This window comes from Streptomyces malaysiensis subsp. samsunensis (genome assembly GCF_024519315.1).
Classification (GTDB): domain Bacteria; phylum Actinomycetota; class Actinomycetes; order Streptomycetales; family Streptomycetaceae; genus Streptomyces; species Streptomyces malaysiensis.
Map to the genome: position 1 here is coordinate 17,753 of NZ_JANIIC010000066.1, position 22,319 is coordinate 40,071.

Here is a 22,319-nt window from a genome sequence, read left to right on the forward strand (position 1 = left end):
CGCTCCCCCTGTCCATCTCTCACCGAATCCGGTCGCGCTGTGTGACGCCAGGGAAGGGGTGGCGGTTGCCTGCGGGCTACTCGGTAGCTTCCTCCTTTTCGGGCTCCTCGGTCTCCAAGAAGATGTTCGTGTCGAGTTCGAAGTCGAACGGCGCGGGGATGGGCAGCGGCTTACCGAACGGGACGGTCATCCGTGCGTGGTATCCGCGGTCCGACGGATCCCAGAAGGCCGTGATCTCCTCGGCCTGCATGTCGACCACGAGGTAGACCGGCACATGGCGCCCGTAGACCTCGAGCTTCTCCTGCCAGTCGACGTCTCGGGTGGAGATGGACGTGAACTCGGCGACGAGGGACAGCGCCTCGCTATCGGCATGTCGTCCCTCAACACCCCGGAAAGCCTCGCCATCCGCGATGAACAGATCCGGACCGAATGCCCGCTCAGCGGAGGGGAAAGTGAAGAGAAACGGTGAGGTCTCAGCGATGTGCCGCTTGGGCGCATGGGGCTCCAGCCGCAGCCGAAGTTCCCGCATGGGCCACAGGTACGGCAGCCTCGACCACGGCGACACGACGATCTTCCCCCTGATGAGCTCGGCCTTATAGCCGTCCGGCGTATCCAGTTCCTCCGTGGTCCGGAGCAGTTCCTCGAACCCCTTTCGGGGCTCCTCGGCGTCCGGTGTCTCTGTGGTCATTGGCCGCTCCAATATCGCGGTCACCGCGTCCTCCATCTGCTACGGAGCGTACTGTTTCGCTCACCGTAGCGACGGCCTTCCGGCGGTATCCGTCTTTCGTTCGCAGTACCCCCACAAGGGTGAGGCATCCGCTCCCGCATAGCCTTGACCAGCCATCCCGCACCGCAGAAAACCAGCAGGTGATCCCCGTCATGCCCCCGATTCCCACCGCAGAGCTCCATCTCCATATCGAGGGCACCCTGGAGCCCGATCTGGCCTTCGCGCTGGCGGGGCGCAACGGGGTCGATCTGCCGTTCGCCACGCGGGAGGAGCTGCGGGCCGCGTACTCCTTCGGGGACCTTCAGGACTTCCTGAATCTCTACTACGCGCTGATGACCGTGCTGCGCACCGAGGACGACTTCGCCGACCTCACCGACGCGTATCTCGCCCGCGCCCGTGCGCAGGGGGTGCGCCATGCGGAGATCTTCTTCGATCCGCAGGCGCACACCGCGCGCGGTGTGGAGATCGACACGGTGATCCGTGGGATCGGCCGCGCGCTGGACGCGGCGCCGCGGACGTACGGCATCACCACGCGCCTGATCATGTGCTTTCTGCGCGACGAGAGCGCCGAGTCGGCCCTGGCGACCTTCGAGGCGGCCCGCCCCCACCTGGACCGGATCGCCGCCGTCGGGCTGGACTCGGCGGAGGTCGGGCATCCGCCGTCGAAGTTCCGCGAGGTGTACGCGCTGGCGCGGGAGGCGGGGCTGAAGTGCGTCGCGCACGCGGGGGAGGAGGGGCCGCCCGCGTATGTGTGGGAGGCGCTGGACGTCCTCGGCGTGGACCGCGTCGACCACGGGGTGCGGTGCCTGGAGGACGAGGCGCTGGTGGCCCGGCTGGTCGCGGACCGGACCCCGCTGACCGTCTGCCCCCTGTCGAACGTCCGGCTGCGCGTCGTGGACCGCCTTCAGGACCATCCGCTGCCCGCGATGCTGGACGCCGGTCTGCTGGTGACCGTCAACTCCGACGACCCCGCCTACTTCGGCGGCTACGTGGGCGACAACTACACCGCCGTACGGGACGCGCTCGGCCTCGACGAGGCCACTCTGCGCACCCTGGCCCGCAACTCCTTCCAGGCCGCCTTCCTGGACGAGGAGACGCGGGCGGCGTACCTGAAGGAGGTCGAGGGCTGGGCCCGCTGAGTCCCCCAGTGTGCGGGGTTCCGGTGCGCGATCAGCCCTCGGACAGCTCCAGCCGTACCGCGCACACCTTGAACTCCGGCATTCGCGAGACCGGGTCCAGCGCCGGGTTCGTCACCGTGTTGGCCCGCCCCGGCCCCGCCCAGTGGAACGGCATGAACACCGTGTCCGGCCGGATGTCCCGGCTGATGCGCGCCGGGGCCACGGCGCGGCCGCGCCGGGAGACCACCGCGATCGGTGCCCCCTCGTCCGCCCCCAGCCGCTCCGCGAGCCGCGGATGGAGCTGGACGTAGGGGCCGGGCGCGGCCTCGTTGAGCTCGGCGACGCGCCGGGTCTGGGCGCCGGACTGGTACTGGGCCAGCACCCGGCCCGTCGTCAGCAGCACCGGGTACTCGGCGTCCGGCTCCTCGGCCGCCGGGCGGTGGCCGACCGGGGCGAAGCGGGCCCGCCCGTCGTCCGTGGCGAAGCGGTCGAGGAAGAGCCGTGGCGTACCGGGGTGCGGACCACCGGCCCGCCCGGCACTCCCGGAGCCGGTCCCCTTCGCGCCGTCGGGGTGGGCCCGCTCCGCGCCCTCGGCCCGCTCCGCGCCGTCGGGGTCGGCCGACTCCGCGTCCACGGAGTCGGCTCTCCCCGCGCCCTCGGAGCCGTCCGCCTCCGTCCCCTCCGCCCCCATCGCCCCCTCCGTCCGCTCCGTCCGCTCCGGACAGGGCCAGAACACCCCGTCCTCCTCCGCGATCCTCCGGTATGTGATGCCCGAGTAGTCCGCCGGGCCCCCGGCCGACGCCCGCCGCAGCTCCTCGAAGACCTCCTCCGCGTCGGCCGGGAACCCCTTCTCCCAGCCGAGCCGGGCCGCGAGCCCGCCCAGCACCTGGAGATCCGTCCGGACGCCCGGCGGCGGGGTGAGGGCCGCGCGGCGGAGGACGACCCGGCCCTCCAGGTTGGTCATGGTCCCGGTCTCCTCGGCCCACTGGGCCACCGGCAGGACCACATCGGCGAGCGCGGCGGTCTCCGAGAGCACGACATCGGCGACGGCCAGGAAGTCCAGCGACCGCAGCCGGGACTCCACATGGGCGGCGCGCGGGGCAGAGACCAGCGGGTTGGAGCCCATCAGCAGCAGCGCCCGGACGTCCCGTCCGAGCGCGTCCAGGAGCTCGTACGCGCTGCGCCCCGGCCCGGGGAGGGCGTCCGGCTCGACGCCCCATACGGCCGCCACATGGGCGCGTGCGGCCGGGTCGTCCAGCTTGCGGTAGCCGGGCAGCTGATCGGCCTTCTGGCCGTGTTCGCGGCCGCCTTGGCCGTTGCCCTGGCCGGTCAGGCAGCCGTAGCCGGACAGCGGGCGGCCCGCGCGGCCGGTGGCCAGGCACAGGTTGATCCACGCGCCGACGGTGTCGGTGCCCTTGGACTGCTGTTCGGGGCCCCGGGCCGTCAGCACCATGGAGTTCTCGGCGCCGCAGAACATCGTGACGGCCTTACGGAGCTCAGGAACCGGCACGCCCGTGATCCGCTCCACCAGCTCCGGCCAGTGGGCCATCGCGGCGGCCCGTGCCTCGGGCCAGCCGCTGGTGCGCCGTTCGACGAACTCCTCGTCCACCCGGCCCTCCGCGACCACCAGGTGCAGCAGCCCCAGCGCGAGCGCGAGATCGGTGCCGGGGCGCGGCGCCAGGTGCAGATCCGCCTGCTCCGCCGTACGGGTCCGCCGGGGATCGACCACGATCAGCCGGCCGCCCGCCTCCTTCAGCTCGGTCAGATGGCGCAGCGCGGGCGGCATGGTCTCGGCCAGGTTCGAGCCGACGAGGACGACGCATCCGGTGCGGGCCACGTCCGCCAGCGGGAACGGCAGCCCTCGGTCAAGACCGAAGGCCCGCTGATGGGCGGCGGCGGCCGAGGACATGCAGAACCGGCCGTTGTAGTCGATCTGCGAGGTGCCGAGCACCACCCGGGCGAACTTCCCCAGCGCGTACGCCTTCTCGTTGGTCAGCCCGCCGCCGCCGAAGACCCCCACCGCGTCGCGGCCGTACGCCCGGCCGGTGGCCGCCAGGCCCTCGGCGATCCGGTCGAGGGCCTCCTCCCAGGTGGCCGGTTCGAGCCGACCGGAGTCAGGGCGGCGGACCAGCGGCTCGGTCAGACGCACCCGGGAGGAGAGCACGGCGGGCGCGGTGCGGCCCTTACCGCACAGCGCGCCACGGTTGACGGGGAACGCGGTGCGCTCGACGACCTCGACACCGACCGGCCCGCCGTCCGGCGCCACCGGGCGCAGCGCCATACCGCACTGGAGCGAACAGTAAGGGCAGTGCGTGTCGACGGGGTCGGAGGCGGGGGAGTGCTCCCCGGGGACGTACGCCATGCCCAGGAGCGTGCTACGGCCGTGTTACAGCGCGCGTCACCTCGGGTTACACCTGCGGGGCGCGGACCTCAGCGCGGGGCCCGGCGGCCGGTGAAATCGGCGCAACCACCTGTCACGGCGGCGCAACGGCGGTGCAATCTGCCGCTGCCAGGCTCTGGCCATGACGCTTGACCCTGGTCCCCTTGGTCTCTCCGGTCCCGTTCGCCCCGACAGTGGGGCGGCCTGCGACGGCACGGCAGGCTTGGACGGTAAGGCGGGCTTCGACGGCACGGCAGGCTTGGACGGTAAGGCGGTCGACGGTACGGCGGACTTCGACAGTGCCCAGCGGCTCATGACCCGGTTCACCACACAGCTCACCACCCAGCTCGACCGGCTGGGCGCCCACGGCGTCCGCCGGGGTCGCCGCGACCGTCCGCCGACGCTCGTCGCCGTCGCCCATGGCAGCCGGGACCCCGAGGCGCTGCGCACCGTGACCGCCCTCCTGGACCGCGTCCGCGCGCTCCGCCCCGGACTGCCCGTACGCCTCGGCCATATCGAGCTCAACCAGCCGCTGCTGAGCGACACGCTGGCCGCGCTGCGCGGCGAGGTCGTGCTCGTCCCGCTGCTGCTGAGCCGCGGCTACCACATCAAACAGGACATCCCGGACGCCGTCGCCGCCGCGCCCCACCTCACCGCCCGGATCGCCGCTCCGCTCGGCCCCGACCCGCTGCTCGCCGAGGCGCTGGACGCCCGGTTGGCCGAGGCCGCGTACGCCTGGCCGATGGAGGCGGGACGACAGACGTCGGCCCCGCACCGGGCCGGCGTCGTCCTGGCCGCCGCGGGCTCCCGCGACCCGGACGCGGCCCTCGACACGGCCCGGACCGCCGCCCTGCTCGGCGCCCGGCTCGGCGGTGTGCCCGTGCTGCCCGGCTACGCCTCCGGCTCCGGCCCCACCGTGCCCGAGGCCGTACGGGCGCTGGCCGCGCTCGGCCGTGACCGGATCGCGGTGGCCTCCTACTTCACCGCGCCCGGCCGCTTCGCCACCCAGTGCGCGAACGCCGCCCCCGGTGTCGCCGCCGCCCCGCTCGGCGCCCACCCGGCGGTGGCGCGGCTCGTGCTCCGCCGCTATGAACAGGCCCTCGCCTCTGCGCCCCTGTCACACCCGGCGGCTACCGTCGGGGTATGAGCCCCAGCGCGCCCCCTGAACCCGATCCGGCCCCTTGGGCCGGTGCCCCCGAGGCCGACACCCGCCGCGTCCCCGGCTACGCCGCGGCGGACCTCGAGCGCTGGGCGCCCGAGCCCGACAAGCGGCCGGGCCGGACCGCCTTCCAGCGGGACCGGGCGCGGGTGCTGCACTCCGCCGCGCTGCGCCGACTGGCCGGGAAGACCCAGGTGGTGCCCGCCGCACCGGCCGCCGACCCCGGACCGGCCGGGCGCGCCCCGGCCTTCGACGGCACGCCCCGCACCCGGCTGACCCACTCCCTGGAGTGCGCCCAGGTGGGCCGTGAGCTGGGGGCCGCGCTTGGCTGCGACCCGGATCTGGTGGAGATGGCCTGCCTCGCCCATGACCTCGGCCATCCGCCGTTCGGGCACAATGGCGAGCGGGTGCTCAACGAGATCGCCGAGCGCTGCGGCGGCTTCGAGGGAAACGCGCAGTCGCTGCGGCTGCTGGCCCGGCTCGAACCGAAGCGGTTCGTGCCCGACCGGAAGACCGGCGAGCCGGTGAGCGTCGGCCTCAACCTCACGCGCGCCGCGCTGGACGCCGCCACCAAGTACCCCTGGCCGCGCGGCGGCCATCCGCACAGCCCCGGCTCCCCGAAGTTCGGGGTCTACGAGGACGACATCCCGATCTTCGAGTGGTACCGGCAGGGCGCCCCCGAGGGCCGTACGACCTTCGAGGCCCAGGTCATGGACTGGTCCGACGATGTCGCCTACTCCGTCCACGATGTCGAGGACGGGCTGCACGCGGGCCATCTGGACCCCGCGAGCCTGCTCTCCGGGCCCGAGCGCCGCGAGGTCTTCGCCGTCGTCGCGGACCGCTACGCCCCCGGGGCCGAGCCAGGGGAGCTGGCCGAGGCGCTGGACCGGCTGCTGGGCCAGGAGTGGTGGCCGCACGGCTATGACGGCTCGTCCGTCGCCCAGGCCCGTCTCAAGGACGCCACCAGCCAGCTCATCGGCCGCTTCTGCCTGGCCGCCGAGGGCGCCACCCGCGCGGCGTACGGCACCGGCCGCTTCACCCGCTACCACGCCGAGCTGGTCGTGCCGCGCGCCATCCACCTGGAGTGCGCGGTCCTCAAGGCGGTCGCCGACCGGTACGTCATCCAGCGCGCCGACCAGGAGCTGGTCCGGGCCGATCAGCGCGTGGTCATCGCCGAGCTGGGCGCCGCCCTGATCGCCCGCGCCCCCGACGGCCTGGACCCCCAGTTCCGGGGCCTCTTCGACGCGGCCGGGGACGACCGCGGCCGGCTGCGGTCGATCGTCGACCAGATCGCCTCCCTGACCGACACCTCGGCCCGGGGGCTGCACGCACGGCTCACCGCCTGAAGCACCGCCCGCCGGACGCCGTTTCCGTGCACACATACGGCCTACCGGCCCTTCCCGACGCACGCCCGGTGCGGGAGGCTCCCCTTTGACACAGCGTTCGGTACGGCTTTCGGTATTCGGTATACGGTCCAGCACCGTCCGGCACAGCGTTTCCGCACAGCTTCCGGGGCGGTGACGGCACGACCTGACGTGACCGGGGTAAGGCACTGATAGCGGAACTGCTCGGCACCGCTCGGCAGCGAGGAGGACACAAGTGGTCGACGCACACCAGACATTCGTCATTGTCGGAGGGGGCCTGGCCGGGGCGAAAGCCGCGGAAACCCTTCGAGCGGAGGGATTCACCGGGCGGGTGATCCTCATCTGTGACGAGCGCGACCACCCCTATGAACGGCCCCCGCTGTCCAAGGGCTTCCTCACCGGCAGCCAGGAGCGCGACAGCGTCTTCGTCCACGAGCCCGCCTGGTACGCCCAGTCCGATATCGAGCTCCACCTCGGCCTGCCCGCCGTCCACCTGGACCGCGCAGCCAAGGCCGTCACCCTGGGCGACGGCACCCGGGTCCACTACGACCGGCTGCTGCTGGCCACCGGTGCCGAGCCGCGCCGCCTCGACATCCCCGGCACCGATCTGGCCGGGGTCCACCATCTGCGCCGGCTCGCCCACGCCGAGCGGCTGAAGGGTGTCCTCACCGCCCTCGGCCGGGACAACGGCCAGCTGGTCATCGCGGGCGCGGGCTGGATCGGCCTGGAGGTCGCGGCCGCCGCCCGCGGCTACGGCGCCGAGGTGACCATCGTCGAGCCCGAGCCCACCCCGCTCCACCCCGTCCTCGGCCCCGAGCTGGGCGCCCTCTTCGCCGACCTCCACGGTGAGCACGGCGTCCGCTTCCACTTCGGCGCCCGCCTCACCGAGATCACCGGCCAGGACGGCATGGTGCTGGCCGCCCTCACCGACGACGGCGAGGAGCACCCCGCCCACAGCGTGCTGGCCGCCATCGGCGCCGCCCCGCGCACCGCCCTCGCCGAGGCCGCGGGTCTGGAGGTGGTGGACCGCGCGGCGGGCGGCGGTATCGCGGTCGACGCCTCGCTGCGCACCAGCGACCCGGACATCTTCGCGGCGGGCGACGCGGCCTCCGCCCCGCTCGCGTTCCTCGAGGGCACCCCCGTACGGGCCGCCCTCCCGCCGAGCGCCCGGCTGCGCGTCGAGCACTGGGCCAACGCCCTCAACGGCGGCCCGGCGGCGGCCCGCGCCATGCTCGGCCAGGACGTCGCGTACGACCGGGTGCCGTACTTCTTCTCCGACCAGTACGACGTCGGCCTGGAGTACTCCGGCTACGCCCCGCCCGGCTCGTACGACCAGGTGCTGGTGCGCGGCGACGTCGGCAAGCGGCAGTTCATCGCCTTCTGGCTGAACGACGGCCGGCTGCTCGCGGGCATGAACGTCAACGTCTGGGACGTCACCGAATCGATCCAACGGCTCATCCGCGGCGGCCACCAGCTAGACCCGGCGGCCCTGGCCGACCCGTCCGTCCCGCTGAACTCGCTGCTCACGTAGGTGCCTGGCGCGCATTCGCCGGGGTCCGGCAGGCGGCGGATGGCCATGTCGGACCCCGGCCGTAGAATTCGGGCGTGGCAGGCAGGATCAACGATGACGACGTGAAGGCGGTGCGGGCAGCGGTCCCGATCGACGCCGTCGTATCCGAATACCTCCAGCTGCGTAACGCGGGGGGTGGCAATCTCAAGGGCCTATGCCCCTTCCATGACGAGAAGAGCCCGTCCTTCCAGGTCAGCCCCAGCAAGGGGCTCTACTACTGCTTCGGCTGCCAGGAGGGCGGCGACACGGTCGACTTCATCATGAAGATCGACCACCTCTCCTTCGCCGAGACCATCGAGCGGCTGGCCTCCCAGGCCGGGATCACCCTGCGCTATGAGGAGGGTGGCTATACCCCCGGCCGCCAGCAGGGCGAGCGCACCCGGCTGGTCGAGGCCCACAAGGCGGCCGCGCAGTTCTACATCGAGCAGCTGGACGGCCCCGAGGCGGAGATCGGCCGCACCTTCCTGGCCCAGCGCGGCTTCGACCAGGCCGCGGCGCAGCACTTCGGCGTCGGCTACAGCCCGGCCGGCTGGGACCACCTCGTCCGCTATCTGCGCGGCCGTGGCTTCACCGACAAGGAGCTGATCCTCTCCGGGCTCGTCCAGGAGGGCCGCCGCGGCCCCATCGACCGCTTCCGGGGCCGGCTGATGTGGCCGATCCGGGACATCTCCGGTGAGGTCGTCGGCTTCGGCGCCCGCAAGCTGCGCGACGACGACAACGGCCCGAAGTACCTCAACACCCCCGAGACCCCGCTCTACCGGAAGTCCCAGGTCCTCTACGGCATCGACCTCGCCAAGAAGGACATCGCCAAGAGCAGCCGGGCGGTGGTGGTCGAGGGCTATACGGACGTCATGGCCTGCCATCTCGCGGGCGTCACCACCGCCATCGCCACCTGCGGCACCTCCTTCGGCGGCGACCACATCAAGATCCTCCGACGGCTGCTGATGGACAACTCCGGGGCGGAGGTCGTGTTCACCTTCGACGGCGACGCGGCCGGGCAGAAGGCCGCGCTGCGCGCATTCGAGGACGACCAGCGGTTCGCCGCCGAGACCTCCATCGCGATCACCCCCGACGGGATGGACCCGTGCGAGCTCCGCCTGGCCCGCGGTGACGAGGCCGTGGCGGACCTGGTCGAAAGCCGCACCCCGCTGTTCGCCTTCGCGCTGAAGTCGATCGTCTCCCGCTACAACCTGGACACCGAGGAGGGGCGGATCGCCGCGGTCGACGAGGCGGTGCCGGTCGTCGCGGCGATCAAGAACCCCGGGCTGCGGGACCGCTATGCGATCCGGCTGATCGGGATGGTCGGCATCGCCACCCAGGCCGAGGAGCAGTCGATCATCCGCCGGGTGCGCGGGCTGGCCCGCAGCAGGCAGAACGGCGGCCCGGAGCACAGTGGCCGCGGCGATCAGAGGGGCGGCGGCCCGGGGGGATCCCGGTTCGGCGGCCGCGGTGACCAGCGCGGCGGCGGCCCCGGCGGTCCGGCTGGTCCCGGTGGGCCCGGAGGACCTGGCGCGGCCGGTGCGCCGCCGGTCCCGCGAGGCCCGGCGCTGAACCTGCGCAGCCCCGCCCACCGCGTCGAGCGCGAGCTGCTCAAGCTGGCGCTGCAACACCCCCAGCTGGTCTCCCCGGCCTTCGACGCCTACGGCATCGACGAGTTCACCGCCCCGCCGTACGCGGCGGTGCGCCGCGCCATCGAGGACGCGGGCGGCGCGGCCGCGGCGGACGCCGACTATCTCGCCCGGGTCCGGGAGGCGGCGCCCGACGACACGGTCCGGGCCATGGTCACCGAGCTCGCCGTCGAGCCGCCGCACACCCGCCGCGACCCGGACGAGATCTACGCGGGCGTGCAGTTGGTGGCCGTACGGCTGGCCGCGGTGAACCACCGCGTGACCGAGGTGCGGGGCGCCCTCCAGCGCCTGGGGCAGCACGCCGACCCCGCCCACCTCGCCGCCGTGCAGAACGAGCTGTGGGTGCTCCAGCAGTACGGCCAGTCGCTCCGGGACCGGGGCGCGGCGGCGCTGTAGGGAAAGCGGGCGCTCAGGGAGTCCGGGGCCGCACCGGACCGGTGAGCGCGGCACGGGGCCGGTGGATGGGTTCCGGCCAGCCCGTTCGTGGGTCGGCGGGCGGACCGGAGGGGTCGCTGTAGCCGCCGGGTAGTCGTACGGTCACGGCCCGCTGAGCAAAAAGTGCCCGCACGCCCCTCGTGGCGGGCCTGCGTCGTACTCCACACTGGTTGCGGTGCCTGAGTCCTCGGAGCGCGGCGGTGTTGGCCGGGTAGGGCCGGAATCCCCCGCAGAGTCGCTCAAGACGTACGGGACGGACGGCGGCGCGGCCGCCGTGCCGTGCCCGATCGTTCTGCCCCCTCAGCAGCGATCACCCTGGAGGTCGCCCCCGTGCAGACCCAGACCCTCACCGACGCGGCACCTTCGCCGCACCCCCGGTCGCCCCACCCGCCCCACGCCACAGCGGTAGCGCCGGCCGTGCCCGAGGACTCGACGGAGCTCGCCCCGGAAGGCGTACCGGATACCGGCCAGGACGCCGCACCGGACCCCCTGGCCGACCTCGCCCCCGACACGGTCTCCGGCCCCGCCGCCGACGGCGCCCCCGAAGCGGAACCCGAGGAGCCCGCCGGGCCCACCGAGCCCTTGGAGGCCGTGGAAGCCGAAGAGCCCGTCGAACCGGTCGGGCCGCCCGCCCGCGCCGACTCCAGCGGCCCCTCCGCCGACCTCTTCCGCCAGTACCTCCGCGAGATCGGGCGGATCCCGCTGCTCTCCGCGGTCGAGGAGGTCGAGCTGGCCCGCCGGGTCGAGGCGGGTCTCTTCGCCGAGGAAAAGCTCGGCAACGCCCCCGACCTGGACACTCAACTCGCCCTGGACCTGGACCGGTTGGTGGTCCTGGGCCGGATGGCCAAGCGCCGGCTGATCGAGGCCAACCTCCGCCTCGTCGTCTCCGTCGCCAAGCGCTATGTCGGCCGCGGCCTGACCATGCTCGACCTGGTCCAGGAGGGCAACCTCGGCCTGATCCGCGCGGTCGAGAAGTTCGACTACGCCCGCGGGTACAAGTTCTCGACGTACGCCACCTGGTGGATCCGCCAGGCCATGTCCCGCGCCCTGGCCGACCAGGCCCGGACGATCCGGGTCCCGGTGCATGTCGTCGAGCTGATCAACCGGGTGGTCCGGGTCCAGCGCCGGATGCTCCAGGAGCGCGGCTACGAACCCACCCCCGAAGAGGTCGCCGCCCATCTCGACCTCCTCCCGGAGCGGGTGAGCGAGGTGCTGCGGCTGGCCCAGGAGCCGGTGTCGCTCCACGCGCCGGTGGGCGAGGAGGACGATGTCGCACTCGGCGACCTCATCGAGGACGGCGACGCGGCCTCACCCGTGGAGTCCGCGGCCTTCCTGCTGCTCCGCGAGCATCTGGAGGCCGTGCTGTCGACGCTCGGCGAACGCGAACGCAAGGTGGTGCAGCTGCGCTACGGACTGGCCGACGGCCGCCCCCGCACCCTGGAGGAGATCGGCCGGATCTTCGGGGTGACGCGGGAGCGGATCCGCCAGATCGAGTCGAAGACGCTCAACAAGCTCCGCGACCACGCCTTCGCCGATCAGCTCCGCGGCTATCTGGACTAGAGGGCCTGTCTGGGGTTGTGATCTGGGCTCGCGGGGCGTGGCACGCACGCTCGCCGCGTTGCCGGAAGGCCCTAGTAGCTCCGCTACGAGGGCCTTCCGGCGCCTTGCGATCGCACGCACCACGCCCCGCTCCCTGACCCAGATCACAACCCCAGACAGGCCCTAGCGGCGAAGCCCCGCGCGCGGGCAGGGCCTCCCGTCCGCGGGCCCTCACACGGCCCCATACCCTCCTACCGCCTCATGCCCCATGGCCTCCTGGGGCCCCGGCTCGAAGACGCCGGGCTCGAAGGCCCCGGGGTGGGTCTGCTCCCGCACCGCCACGTACTGCTGCCGCACCGACTGCCCCACCGGCAGGTCCTCGCCTGGTTCGAAGACCTGGCTCGCCGCGGCCGGCCAGCGCGGCGGCTCGTGCGGCGACTGGGTGCCGTGCGAGACGCCCAGCGCCCACGCGGCCTGGCGGGCCGCGCCCAGCGCGGCGTAGTCGGCGGGCTGGGGCACCACGATCCGCGCCCCCAGCAGCGCGGGCGCGATCGCGCGGACGGCCTGGAGATCGGCCGCGGGCCCGAGCAGGAAGACGCGCCGCACCTGGACACCGCGCCCGCGCAGCACGTCCAGCGCGTCCGCGAGCCCGCACAGCATCCCCTCGAACGCGGCCCGCGCCAGATGTTCGGGCTTCATCGACTCGCGGCGCAGCCCGGTCAGCGTGCCCGCCGTATGCGGCAGATGCGGGGTCCGCTCGCCCTCCAGATAGGGCAGGAACACCAGCCCGTACGACCCCGGGGTGGACTTCATCGCGAGCGCGGACAGCCCCTCAAGATCCGTGCTGAGCAACTCCGCCGTACCGCGCAGCGTCCGTACCGCGTTGAGCGTATGCACCACCGGCAGATGCATTCCGGTGGCGTCGGCGTACGACAGGATCGTGCCGGTCGGATCGGCCAGCGCCTCGTGGTGGACGGAGAAGACCGAGCCGGAGGCGCCCAGCGAGATCACCGCGTCGCCGATCCCGACCCCGAGCCCGAAGGCGGCGGCCATGGTCTCGCCCGTACCGGCGGAGATCAGCAGCCCCTCGGGGGTGTGCCCGGCGGCGTCGGCCGGGCCGATCACCTCGGGCAGCCGCACCTGGTGACCGAGGGCCAGCTGCACCAGGTCGGGGCGCCAGGATCCGCTCGCCGCCGACCAGTAGCCGCTGCTGGAGGCCGTGCCGCGGTCGGTCGTACGCCGCATCGGCCGTCCCAGGAGCTGCCACACCAGCCAGTCGTGCGGCTGCATCAGCTCGGCCACGCGGTGCGCCGACTCCGGCTCGTTCCGCGCCAGCCAGCGCAGTTTGGCCACCGGCTGCGAGGCGGTCGGCACGGCGCCGACCGCCTGGGCCCACGCGGTGCGGCCGCCGAGCGCCTCGGTGAGGTCGGCGGCCGCGGACTGTGCGCGCTTGTCATTGCCCATCGAGGCGGGGCGCACCAGCACCCCGCCCGCGTCCAGCGCCAGCAGCCCGTGCTGCTGCGCCGAGACGCCGATGGCCTGGACCCCTTCGAGCAGCCCGCCCTCGGCGGCCTCGCCGAGGGACATCAGCCACGTCTGTGGATCCACATTGCCGCTGCCGCCGACCGGGTGCGGGGCGTACCCCTGTTTGATCACGGCACCTGTATCGGTGTCACAGACGACGATTCGTGTGCTCTCGGACGAACTGTCCAACCCGGCGACTATCCCCATGGATCAGATCATGCCACCGCCGCGGCTAGGTGTTGCTGGTGCCCCAGTCGTCCTCTCGTACGGCGCGGGCGTCGCGCTGCCCGATCTTCTCGCGCAGCGGCCGGACCTTGTCCAGCGCCTTCACGGCGGCCTGCCGGCCTCCCTGCACGGCCGACTCGGCGGTATTGCGGACGGCCGGGTTCTGCGCGAGCTTCTGCGCGCACGCGCGCAACTGCTCGTACCGCTCGCGGCCGGCTCGCGTGCCCAGTACGTAACCCACAGCCATCCCGGTGATGAACGTCAGCCGGTAGCGCATCGACCTGCCCTTCTCGCTGTCCTTCACAACTGGACCCCGGGGTCGTGCCGCACGCCTACCCGCCCGTGCCGCAGATCACCCTCGATCACGTAGAAGATCATCCCTGGATCGGCCGGGGATCGCGCGGGGGCGGACGCGGCGATACCGATTGGCGGAGCACCCCCCTGCTTGCGCTAATGTATGTGTCGCAGCGAGCGCACGCCGTCCGGGAACCCCCGGGCGGGGCCACGGTCGCGGCACACGGAGCAATCCCCTGTAGCTCAATTGGCAGAGCAGCCGGCTGTTAACCGGCAGGTTACTGGTTCGAGTCCAGTCGGGGGAGCTCGGTCCCCTGTAGCTCAATTGGCAGAGCATTCGGCTGTTAACCGGAGGGTTACTGGTTCGAGTCCAGTCGGGGGAGCTGGGAGGAGGACCCCTTGAGGGGTCCTTTTTCATTTTCCGGGCCCCTCCGCGCGTGATCTACGTCATGATCGAAGCCAGGGGGGCTCCCAGCATCGGCCCTCCGAAGCAGCAGATCGTATGAGCAGCTATGCTGCGGCAGACGGCGCGCGCGGATGTGCACGACGCGCCGTTACGGGGCGGTAGCTCAGCCGGTTAGAGCAGCGGACTCATAATCCGTCGGCCGTGGGTTCGAGTCCCACCCGCCCCACCAGGGCACTACGCGGGCAGACCCATTCTGACCTGCGCAGATGCAGAAACGGGAGTCGCCGCGCCGATGCGGGGGCTCCCGTTCATCCGTTCAGACCAAGATCCAGGGACCATACAGGGGCCACGAGGCTGGTTCAGGGGACAGGGGAGCCTTCAGCCGCTTTCCGGCGCCCCTTCGAGGTCCGGCGGACGGCGATGTCGCTCCGCCGGACCCTCTCGGGGGCGCGCGTATGGTGGAACCTACTTCCGGAGGAAGGACTGGAGCATGGCCGTCACTTCCCGCGGCTTCTCCTCGGTCACCCAGTGACCCGAACCCTTCACGACCCGGCCGTGGACGTTCATGGCGTAGTCACGCCATTGGTCGGCGATTTTGCCACCGAATGACGCCTGGCCGCCGATCGCCAGGATGGGCATCCTCAGTTTGCCTTCGGCCAGGAACTTCTTGTTCTGCTGGACGTCTTCGCGGAGCTGGCGGTACATGCGCATCCAGGCCAGCGTGCGGCCCGGCTGCTTCAGGTAGTGGGCGTAGAAGTCGTAGTCAGCCGGCGTGAACGCGGACTTATTGACCAGAAGCTCCCCGATGAAGCCATGGACGAAGACGCGCTCGTGACCAGAGATGAGTTGCTCGGCGAGAGGCAACTGGAACAGGCCGAAGTGCCACATCGACGGGGTCTTCGGGTTGGCCTCCAGAGCCGGGAAGCGGTACAGGCTGTCGTCCGGGATGGGAGCTTCCATCACGGCCATGCGGCGCACCTCGGACGGCCACTGGGCCGCGTAGGCGTAGCTGACCCACAGGCCGACGTCGTGCCCGACGACCTGAACGCCGTCGTTCAGCTTCAGCCGCTTCAGCAGTTCATGTACGTCCCTGGCCATCTGCGCCTTCTGATAACCGCTCTTGGTGACTTCGGAGTTGCCGGCGCCGCGGAGGTCGACGGCGATCACGGTGTGGTTCTTGGAGAGCGGTCCCATCTGGTCCCGCCACTCGGCCCACGACTGAGGAAACCCGTGGATCAGCACGACCGGTGAACCTGTGCCGCCCCGCAGGTAGTGCATGCGGAAGCCGTTCACGTTCGCGTACTTGGACTGAAAGCCGGGGGGCGGTTTCACTTTCGGGTAAGGCGACGGCGATTGCTTCGTCGCGGTGCCATGCCCGCGACTCTCGCCCCATGCTCCGGAACTCGCGCCGAGGGAGATCACCAGGACAGTCACCAGTGCCGCGACGAGCGCGGCGAATGTGTTGGTCTTTCCTATTCGGGTGCCCATGATTCACCTACCTGAAGTGATTCACCTGCCGTGAGTCATGAATGCTTCCAGCGGAAATGGTGAATGCGGGGCAGAGCGAAGAAATGCCTGCACCCACTGTTGTGGCCCTACCGGACCATGGTGTGCGCAGCACGTGGGGATACGCCATTGGAGGTGACGTTCGAGGAGGCTGCCCGCGGATGCGGACCGGCAGCGCTCCTCGGCGATGGCTTCCGTTCATTCGTTCGGACGAAGATCCAGGGACCCGGCAGGGCGCAGGCGGCTCCAACGGCTCAGGGGTCACCTGACTGCTGTGCGTAGCGATCGAGGCCGTGAGTCCAGGATCGCCTCGGCCTCTTCGCTGATCGTCCGGACCACGTCCGCGGCGGGGCGGACGGCGTCGACGAAGCATGCCGACTGACCGTAGATGATCTCGCTCGTGTCGGGGTCGGGCGGGGCCTCGACGGGGTGGACGTCTTCCGGGGGTGCGAATTCCGCTCTGCGGTTCTGGAGTGTTGACTCACGCTCCGACCACTCGTCGGTGAACCGATTGCGGCGGACGCGTTCGCCGAGGGTTTCCGGCCAGGGCAGCCCCGACACGATGTTGTAGGTCCGCGTCCATACGGTGTCGCCGCCGTCGCTCTCGACGATCAGCCGCTTATGGGCGTCGTGCACCTCGACCGCCTCGGGGGTGGCGAGGAATGCCGTGCCCAGCCAGGCGCCGTCCGCACCGGCGGTGAGGACCGCCGCGAGCGTCCGGCCGTCGCCGATGCCCCCCGCGGCCAGCACCGGGACATCGGGGTGACGCCGCACGATTCCGGCCAGGAACGGCAGCAGTCCCATCGTCCCGGTGTGGCCACCGGCCTCGTTGCCCTGTGCCACGAGCACATCGGCGCCCGCGGCGACGGCCACCTCCGCGTCCTCGTAGTTCTGGACCTGGCACAGCACCCGGGTCCCCGCGTCCTTGGCGCGGGCGAGCCACGGCCGGGGGTCGGCGAACGACAGCGCGATGATCTCCGGCCGCTCCTCCAGCGCGGCGTCGAAATGCGGTTCGGTGAAGGGGAGGAACGGCGTGATGAAGCCGACTCCGAACGGGCGGTCCGTCGTGGCGCGGATGGTCGCGATCTCGGCATGGATCCAGTCGGGCCCCTTCCAGGGGTGCGTCCCCGCGAAGGAGCCGAGCCCACCGGCGGCGGATACGGCGGCGGCGAGCGTTCCGCCGCTGTGCAGGCCCATGGGGGCCGACATCACCGGGTAGGTGATACCGAACATTTCGGTGAATCTCGTATGCAGCACGGGGCGACGCTAACGAACGCGGCGGGCCCGGCCCGCGAGCGACGCGGCGGCCCCGGCCGGCTAACGGTCGGCGAACACCCCCCGGAGCAGACCGGTGGCCTGCCCGACCTCGATGAGGTAGCCGTCGGGGTCACGCAGATAGCAGCGCAGCTCGGCCTTGCGGTCGATGGGCTCGGTGAGGAACTCCGCTCCTTTGGCCACGGCGGCGGCGTAGAAGGCGCCGATGTCGGCGACACGGTGAGGAACTCCGCTCCTTTGGCCACGGCGGCGGCGTAGAAGGCGCCGATGTCGGCGACACGGACGTTCAGAAAACTGGACACGGTGTCACCGTCGTCCGGTGGTACGAGGGTTATGCCGGGCTTGTCCGGGGTGGGGCCGCCTCCGGGGTTCATGATGATCCAGCTGTTGGCCACCTTCACGATGGCCGGATTCTCCTCCAGTACGACCTCGCCGCCGAGGACGTCCGCGTAGAAGCGCCTCGATCTCGCGACGTCGCGCACGGTCAGAAAGTGGGTGAGAACGAGCCCCTGCTCAGGTGCGGGCACATCGCGGGGAGCCGTCATCGCCGTGGTCCCTTCTCGCTGGTGGAGAGCCGGGCCGAGCGCATGCGCGCTTCTCATGCCCGGCTCGTCCCCCCTGGGTAACCCGGTGGGAGCGCGATATGCGCCGGGGTCGCGGCCGGCCGCTGTCCCGAGTGCGGAGCCGGGGCTCAGGGGGAGGTGGTCCAGCGTGGTGCGGTCTCGGCCCACTCGGTGTCCCACTCGGCGAGATTGCGCCGGCGCAGGACCACGGTGGTGCAGCGGTAGACGGCGGCACCGGCGAGGGTGACGGTCACGAAGGCGATGAGCGCCCAGCCCATGGTGCGGCTGCGGATCTGCGCATCGGGCATGGGCGGTTCGGCGATCGCCCCGTCCTTGTCGACCCAGACGTGGACGGAGCTCCCCGCGGCCAGGCCGGGCAGGACGTCGGTCTTGGCGGTGCGGGTCCGCCCGTCCGGATCGGTGAAGCGGACCGTGGCCGGGTAGCGGGTCTCTCTCGCCTCCGCCGATCCGGGCTCCGGGTGACCCGGGGCGTCATGGGTGAGGACGGCGGTGGTGCGGTGCAGGGTCTCCTTCCGGTGCTCGGCGGCCGCGCGGTAGTGGTGCTGGGCGGCGCCACCGGCGACGAACATGGCACCGAGTCCCAGGACCGGCACGAGCAGCAGCAGCGCCAGGGCGATCCAGCCCTGGAGACGGTCGGTGTACCGGTACAGCGGATTGTGCCGCCAGCGCCACAGCGACAGGGGATGGACGGGCTTGTCGTGTCGGGGGTCGGGGGGCGGCTGCGCATGAGGTATCACGCCGGACACTGTGGGTCTCCTTTCCTGGACGGAAGCTGGACAGAAGCTGGGCAGAAGTGGGCGTGCGACCGCGACCGGCGCGCGGCCGGTGCGGGGAGGGAAAAGCCGAGGGGGACCGGGCTCAGCGGGAGAGCGGCCCGGGTCCGGGCGGGGACGTGCCGCCCGCCGAGGGATGGGCGTGCGCGGCTTGCAGGATCTTGGCGGCGCCACGGACCGCGGCGGTATGGGGTGCCGGGACCGCCCGCAGCGGCGCGTGCAGTCCGCCGATGAGCCTGCGGGTGAGGTCGGGGCGCAGGGCGCCGCCGCCGGCCAGAAGGGCTCCCCGGCTCAGGGCATCGGCGGTGAGAGACGTACGGTCCTGCCGCAGCATCGAGGTGATCATGCCGGTGATGGCCTCGCTGATCTCCGCCGTGGCACCGGCGTCGGCGAGATCGGTGGTGCCCAGGGCGGTACGGCGGGCGTCGAAGACGATGCCGTCGACGAGGAGCACCACTTCGGTGAGGTGGGCGCCTATGTCCACCACCAGCAGCGGCAGCGAGAGGTCGGCGTTGGCGGCCAGGGCGATGGCCCGCGCGGTGGGCACGGTCAGGACCGCGCGCGGGCGCAGGACCTCCACGGCGGTGCGGGCACGTTCCCGGTAGGCGGGGCCGTCCAGCACCGGCGCGGTGACCACCACCAGCGGCCGGGTGAGGCGGGGCAGCCGACGGCTGAGCAGCCGGTCGAGCATCCGGGCCGTCCCCGGTACGTCCACGATGGCACCGCGCTGGATCGGGTGGACCGCCCCGGCGCCGGGGAAGGTGATGGTGGGTACGTCGATGATCGTTCCGCGGCCGGCGATCCAGGCGCGGGTGCGGGCGCTGCCCATGTCGAGGGCGAGGCCGCAGCAGTGCCGGCACAACGGCCAGGGCCGGTGCCGGTGCCTGATGCGGGAGCCGGCCCGGAGGCGCCGGATGACGGTCATCGCCCGGCCTCCCGCACCTGCTGGCACCGTCCGCAGTAGCGGGCCTGCGGAACGATCATCAGGCGTTCCCGTTCGACGGGGCGCCGGCACAGATGGCAGGCGCCGTAGCTGCCTTCGGCGATGCGTTGCAGCGCCGCCTCCACATCGGCGAGGACCATACGCGCGGAGGCGGCGAGTTTGATGTGCACTTCGGCCTGGGCCGCGGAGCGGCGCCGGAGCAGGTCCTCGGCGCGGGGCGCCGAGGCGATCCGCCGCAGCTGTTCCTGGCGGAACAGGCGCTGTTCATGGAGGTTCTCCCGCAGTGCGGCGAGATCCTCGGGCGACAGGTGCGCGGCACGGTCGCCCATGGTCTGGTGGTTCACCACTTCACCCCTTTGAGCAGGGCGGAGACGAAGACGGGTGGGACGGGGCGCTGGTCAGGCGGCGGCGCGGCGCTGGCAGGCCACGCAGTGCCGGGTGTAGGGGAGGATCTCCAGGCGTTCGGCGGGGACGGGCTTGGAGCAGCCCTGGCAGGTGCCGTAGGAGCCGTCGTCGACGCGGGCGAACGCCTCGTCGATCTCGGTGAGGACCCGCTGGATCGCCTCCGTCTGCGCGGACACCAGATGGTCGTCCGTGCTCTGGCCGGTTTCCTTGAGGGCTTGCAGCTGGGCCAGGCGGCTGTTGCGGGCGTGCTCGAGGCGCTGGCGGGCCTCGTGGGCGGTCAGCCGCCCGGGGCGGGGACCGGTCTCGGCGGTGTCGAGCGACACGATGAGGTCCTTTCTCTCAGCGCGCCCGGCGGGGCATCAAAGCGCACCGGGCGCAGCAGTGGCCGCCCGGTTCCGCCGGCCGCGGTCTCCCCGACCACGAATCGGCCGAACCGGGCGGCTCGGTCACCTACGACTCTGCTCGACCCGGCGCCGGAAGCCCATCGGGCGCAGACCCCATTTGCCCTGGGCAGTGGTGACCACACGGCGCCGACGGGGAACGGCGGATGGGTACCCGGCCACCTCGGATATGGGGGCCGGACCCCATCGACCGCGCGCGGTAAGGGGAGGCAGGCTGGGCCGGAATCTGTCGTGACCAGTTGCCGCAGCTCCGCCCGGATGCGATGACCGACAGTAGAACTGATCACAGTCGGTACGCAGAAGGAGGAGTTTTCCCGGTGTCGCTGTTCTGGCGGATCTTCGGGCTGAACGCCGTGGTGCTGGGCACCGCCACGGCGCTGCTGCTGTGGGCGCCGGTGACCGTCTCGGTGCCGGTGCTGCTGACCGAGGCGATCATCCTGGTCGGCGGTCTCGCCGTCATGCTGATCGCCAACGGCACCCTGCTGCGCTGGGGCCTGGCCCCGCTGGAGCGGCTGACCAGGCTGATGACCACCGTGGACCTGCTGCGCCCCGGCCAGCGGCTGCCCGTGCCCGGCGCCGGCGCCGGCAGCGAGGTGTCCGAGCTGATCCGCGCCTTCAACGCCATGCTCGACCGGCTGGAGCATGAACGCGCCACGGCCAGCGCCCGGGTGCTGCTGGCCCAGGAGGCGGAACGCCGCCGTATCGCCCAGGAACTGCACGACGAGGTCGGGCAGAGCATGACCGCGATCCTGCTGGTGCTCAAGCGCGCCGCGGACGACGCCCCCGAGCCGCTGCGCGAGGACCTCCAGCAGGCCCAGGAGATCACCCGGGAGAGCCTGGACGAGGTCCGCCGCCTGGTGCGCCGTCTGCGCCCCGGCGTCCTGGACGACCTGGGCCTGGTCAGCGCGCTGACCTCGCTCACCCAGGACTTCGCCACCCACACCGGGCTGCGTGTCGTACGCCGCCTCGACGCCGATCTGCCCGCCCTCGACCCGGAGAGCGAGCTCGTCCTGTACCGGGTGGCCCAGGAGAGCCTGACCAATGTGGCCCGCCATGCGGACGCGCACCGGGTCGAGGTGAGCCTGCACCGCTCCGGCGAGGCGGTGGTGCTGGAGATGACCGACGACGGCCGCGGTATCGAGGCCGCCTGCGAAGGCGCCGGGATCCGCGGTATGCGCGAACGGGCCCTGCTCGCCGGGGCCACCCTGGACATCACCTCGACACCCGGCACCGGCACCCGGATCCGCCTCATCACACCCGTCCCCAGGAAGCAGCCCTGACCATGCACGATCCGACCCCGACCGAGCCCACCGCGGCCCCGGCACCGTCTCCCGGGACCGCCACGCCGATCCGTATCCTGCTCGCCGACGACCACGCTCTGGTACGCCGCGGTGTGCGCCTGATCCTCGACCGGGAACCCGACCTGGAGGTCGTCGCCGAGGCCGGGGACGGCGCCGAGGCCATCGAGGCGGCCCGGAACCAGGAGATCGACCTGGCCGTGCTCGACATCGCCATGCCGCGGCTGACCGGGCTCCAGGCCACCCGCGAACTGGCGGCGCTCAAGCCGGCCCTGCGCATCCTGATGCTGACGATGCACGACAACGAGCAGTATCTGTTCCAGGCGCTCAAGGCCGGGGCCTGCGGCTATGTGCTGAAGTCGGTCGCCGACCGCGATCTGGTCGCCGCCTGCCGGGCCGCGATGCGCAACGAGCCGTTCCTCTACCCCGGCGCGGTCACCGCCCTCATCCGCACCTATCTGGACCGCGTCCGGCACGGCGAGGAGGACTCCGACCAGCTCCTCACCCCCCGCGAGGAGGAGGTCGTCAAACTCGTCGCCGAGGGGCACTCCTCCAAGGAGATCGCCGAGATGCTGTTCATCAGCGTCAAGACCGTGCACCGGCACCGCTCCAACATCCTGCACAAACTCGGTCTGCACGACCGGCTGGAGCTGGCCCGCTACGCCATCCGCGCCGGTCTCATCGAACCCTGACCCCCCATGAGCGTCCGGGGCTCCGATCGCCTACTCCCCGGCCGGGGCTCCGGACCGGCACCCCGCGTCGAGC

Annotated in this window: 18 protein-coding genes, 3 tRNA genes and 1 pseudogene; 11 read left to right on the forward strand and 11 right to left on the reverse strand. The window is 72.0% G+C overall.

Annotated elements, in window-relative coordinates; genetic code table 11:
* Positions 1-76: 76 nt before the first annotated feature.
* The gene (locus tag NQU54_RS39270; protein WP_257635171.1) at positions 77-724 is read right to left on the reverse strand and encodes a Uma2 family endonuclease; all 648 of its coding nucleotides are present in this window, start codon (positions 722-724) and stop codon (positions 77-79) included.
* A 155-nt stretch (positions 725-879) separates the two neighbouring features.
* Here NQU54_RS39270 and NQU54_RS39275 point away from each other — a divergent pair, with 155 nt between their 5' ends.
* Entirely contained in the window at positions 880-1,866 is a 987-nt protein-coding gene (locus NQU54_RS39275; RefSeq protein ID WP_257635172.1) for an adenosine deaminase, read from the forward strand.
* 31 nt (positions 1,867-1,897) lie between these two features.
* Here NQU54_RS39275 and NQU54_RS39280 read toward each other — a convergent pair whose 3' ends face one another.
* Positions 1,898-4,207, reverse strand: coding sequence for a molybdopterin oxidoreductase family protein (locus NQU54_RS39280; RefSeq protein WP_257635173.1), 2,310 nt, complete (start codon positions 4,205-4,207; stop codon positions 1,898-1,900).
* 331 nt (positions 4,208-4,538) lie between these two features.
* On the opposite strand from NQU54_RS39280, the gene NQU54_RS39285 reads away from it, so the two are divergent.
* The 5 genes from NQU54_RS39285 to NQU54_RS39305 all read left to right on the forward strand — a co-directional run bounded on the left by NQU54_RS39285 (position 4,539) and on the right by NQU54_RS39305 (position 11,941).
* Positions 4,539-5,372, forward strand: a complete 834-nt coding sequence (locus NQU54_RS39285; RefSeq protein WP_257635201.1) for a sirohydrochlorin chelatase — start codon at positions 4,539-4,541, stop codon at positions 5,370-5,372.
* Positions 5,369-6,730: a deoxyguanosinetriphosphate triphosphohydrolase gene (locus NQU54_RS39290; RefSeq protein WP_257635174.1), complete on the forward strand. Its 1,362-nt coding sequence runs from the start codon at positions 5,369-5,371 to the stop codon at positions 6,728-6,730. Before NQU54_RS39285 ends, NQU54_RS39290 begins: the two co-directional genes overlap by 4 nt.
* Positions 6,731-6,983: 253 nt before the next feature.
* Positions 6,984-8,279, forward strand: coding sequence for an NAD(P)/FAD-dependent oxidoreductase (locus NQU54_RS39295; protein WP_100807322.1), 1,296 nt, complete (start codon positions 6,984-6,986; stop codon positions 8,277-8,279).
* Between the two features lie 74 nt (positions 8,280-8,353).
* On the forward strand, positions 8,354-10,342 hold the full coding sequence (dnaG, locus tag NQU54_RS39300) for a DNA primase (protein WP_257635175.1): 1,989 nt from the start codon (positions 8,354-8,356) through the stop codon (positions 10,340-10,342).
* A gap of 369 nt (positions 10,343-10,711) precedes the next feature.
* On the forward strand, positions 10,712-11,941 hold the full coding sequence (locus tag NQU54_RS39305) for an RNA polymerase sigma factor (protein WP_257635176.1): 1,230 nt from the start codon (positions 10,712-10,714) through the stop codon (positions 11,939-11,941).
* 210 nt (positions 11,942-12,151) lie between these two features.
* Here NQU54_RS39305 and NQU54_RS39310 read toward each other — a convergent pair whose 3' ends face one another.
* Complete coding sequence (locus tag NQU54_RS39310) at positions 12,152-13,651, reverse strand: FGGY family carbohydrate kinase (protein ID WP_257635177.1); 1,500 nt, start codon at positions 13,649-13,651, stop codon at positions 12,152-12,154.
* A gap of 25 nt (positions 13,652-13,676) precedes the next feature.
* Positions 13,677-13,946 carry a YtxH domain-containing protein gene (locus NQU54_RS39315; protein WP_257635202.1) on the reverse strand — a complete coding sequence of 90 codons (270 nt, stop codon included), beginning with the start codon at positions 13,944-13,946 and terminating at the stop codon, positions 13,677-13,679.
* 249 nt (positions 13,947-14,195) lie between these two features.
* Between NQU54_RS39315 and NQU54_RS39320 the strand changes: the two genes are divergently transcribed.
* The 3 genes from NQU54_RS39320 to NQU54_RS39330 all read left to right on the forward strand — a co-directional run bounded on the left by NQU54_RS39320 (position 14,196) and on the right by NQU54_RS39330 (position 14,598).
* Positions 14,196-14,268, forward strand: a tRNA-Asn gene (locus NQU54_RS39320).
* Between the two features lie 5 nt (positions 14,269-14,273).
* Positions 14,274-14,346 (forward strand) — tRNA-Asn (locus tag NQU54_RS39325).
* Positions 14,347-14,521: 175 nt separating this feature from the next.
* A tRNA-Ile gene (locus tag NQU54_RS39330) sits at positions 14,522-14,598 on the forward strand.
* A 236-nt stretch (positions 14,599-14,834) separates the two neighbouring features.
* Here NQU54_RS39330 and NQU54_RS39335 read toward each other — a convergent pair.
* The 7 genes and pseudogenes from NQU54_RS39335 to NQU54_RS39365 all read right to left on the reverse strand — a co-directional run bounded on the left by NQU54_RS39335 (position 14,835) and on the right by NQU54_RS39365 (position 20,178).
* Positions 14,835-15,857 (reverse strand): alpha/beta fold hydrolase, encoded by a 1,023-nt coding sequence (locus tag NQU54_RS39335; RefSeq protein ID WP_257635178.1) that lies wholly within the window; start codon positions 15,855-15,857, stop codon positions 14,835-14,837.
* Positions 15,858-16,136: 279 nt separating this feature from the next.
* A complete protein-coding gene (locus NQU54_RS39340) occupies positions 16,137-17,132 on the reverse strand; it encodes an NAD(P)H-dependent flavin oxidoreductase (RefSeq protein WP_257635179.1) in 996 nt (331 codons plus the stop codon).
* Positions 17,133-17,192: 60 nt separating this feature from the next.
* Positions 17,193-17,695, reverse strand: a pseudogene (locus tag NQU54_RS39345) (VOC family protein).
* A 146-nt stretch (positions 17,696-17,841) separates the two neighbouring features.
* Positions 17,842-18,480, reverse strand: coding sequence for an Rv1733c family protein (locus tag NQU54_RS39350; RefSeq protein WP_257635180.1), 639 nt, complete (start codon positions 18,478-18,480; stop codon positions 17,842-17,844).
* A 112-nt stretch (positions 18,481-18,592) separates the two neighbouring features.
* Positions 18,593-19,432: a rod shape-determining protein gene (locus NQU54_RS39355; RefSeq protein WP_102934517.1), complete on the reverse strand. Its 840-nt coding sequence runs from the start codon at positions 19,430-19,432 to the stop codon at positions 18,593-18,595.
* Positions 19,429-19,797 carry a TraR/DksA family transcriptional regulator gene (locus tag NQU54_RS39360; RefSeq protein WP_257635182.1) on the reverse strand — a complete coding sequence of 123 codons (369 nt, stop codon included), beginning with the start codon at positions 19,795-19,797 and terminating at the stop codon, positions 19,429-19,431. The genes NQU54_RS39355 and NQU54_RS39360 overlap by 4 nt, the downstream gene beginning before the upstream one ends.
* A gap of 51 nt (positions 19,798-19,848) precedes the next feature.
* Positions 19,849-20,178, reverse strand: coding sequence for a TraR/DksA family transcriptional regulator (locus tag NQU54_RS39365; RefSeq protein ID WP_069866326.1), 330 nt, complete (start codon positions 20,176-20,178; stop codon positions 19,849-19,851).
* A gap of 395 nt (positions 20,179-20,573) precedes the next feature.
* Here NQU54_RS39365 and NQU54_RS39370 point away from each other — a divergent pair, with 395 nt between their 5' ends.
* Both NQU54_RS39370 and NQU54_RS39375 read left to right on the forward strand, forming a co-directional pair.
* A complete protein-coding gene (locus NQU54_RS39370; RefSeq protein WP_257635183.1) occupies positions 20,574-21,536 on the forward strand; it encodes a HAMP domain-containing sensor histidine kinase in 963 nt (320 codons plus the stop codon).
* 2 nt (positions 21,537-21,538) lie between these two features.
* Positions 21,539-22,246 carry a response regulator gene (locus NQU54_RS39375; RefSeq protein WP_257635184.1) on the forward strand — a complete coding sequence of 236 codons (708 nt, stop codon included), beginning with the start codon at positions 21,539-21,541 and terminating at the stop codon, positions 22,244-22,246.
* The last annotated feature ends 73 nt before the right edge of the window (positions 22,247-22,319 follow it).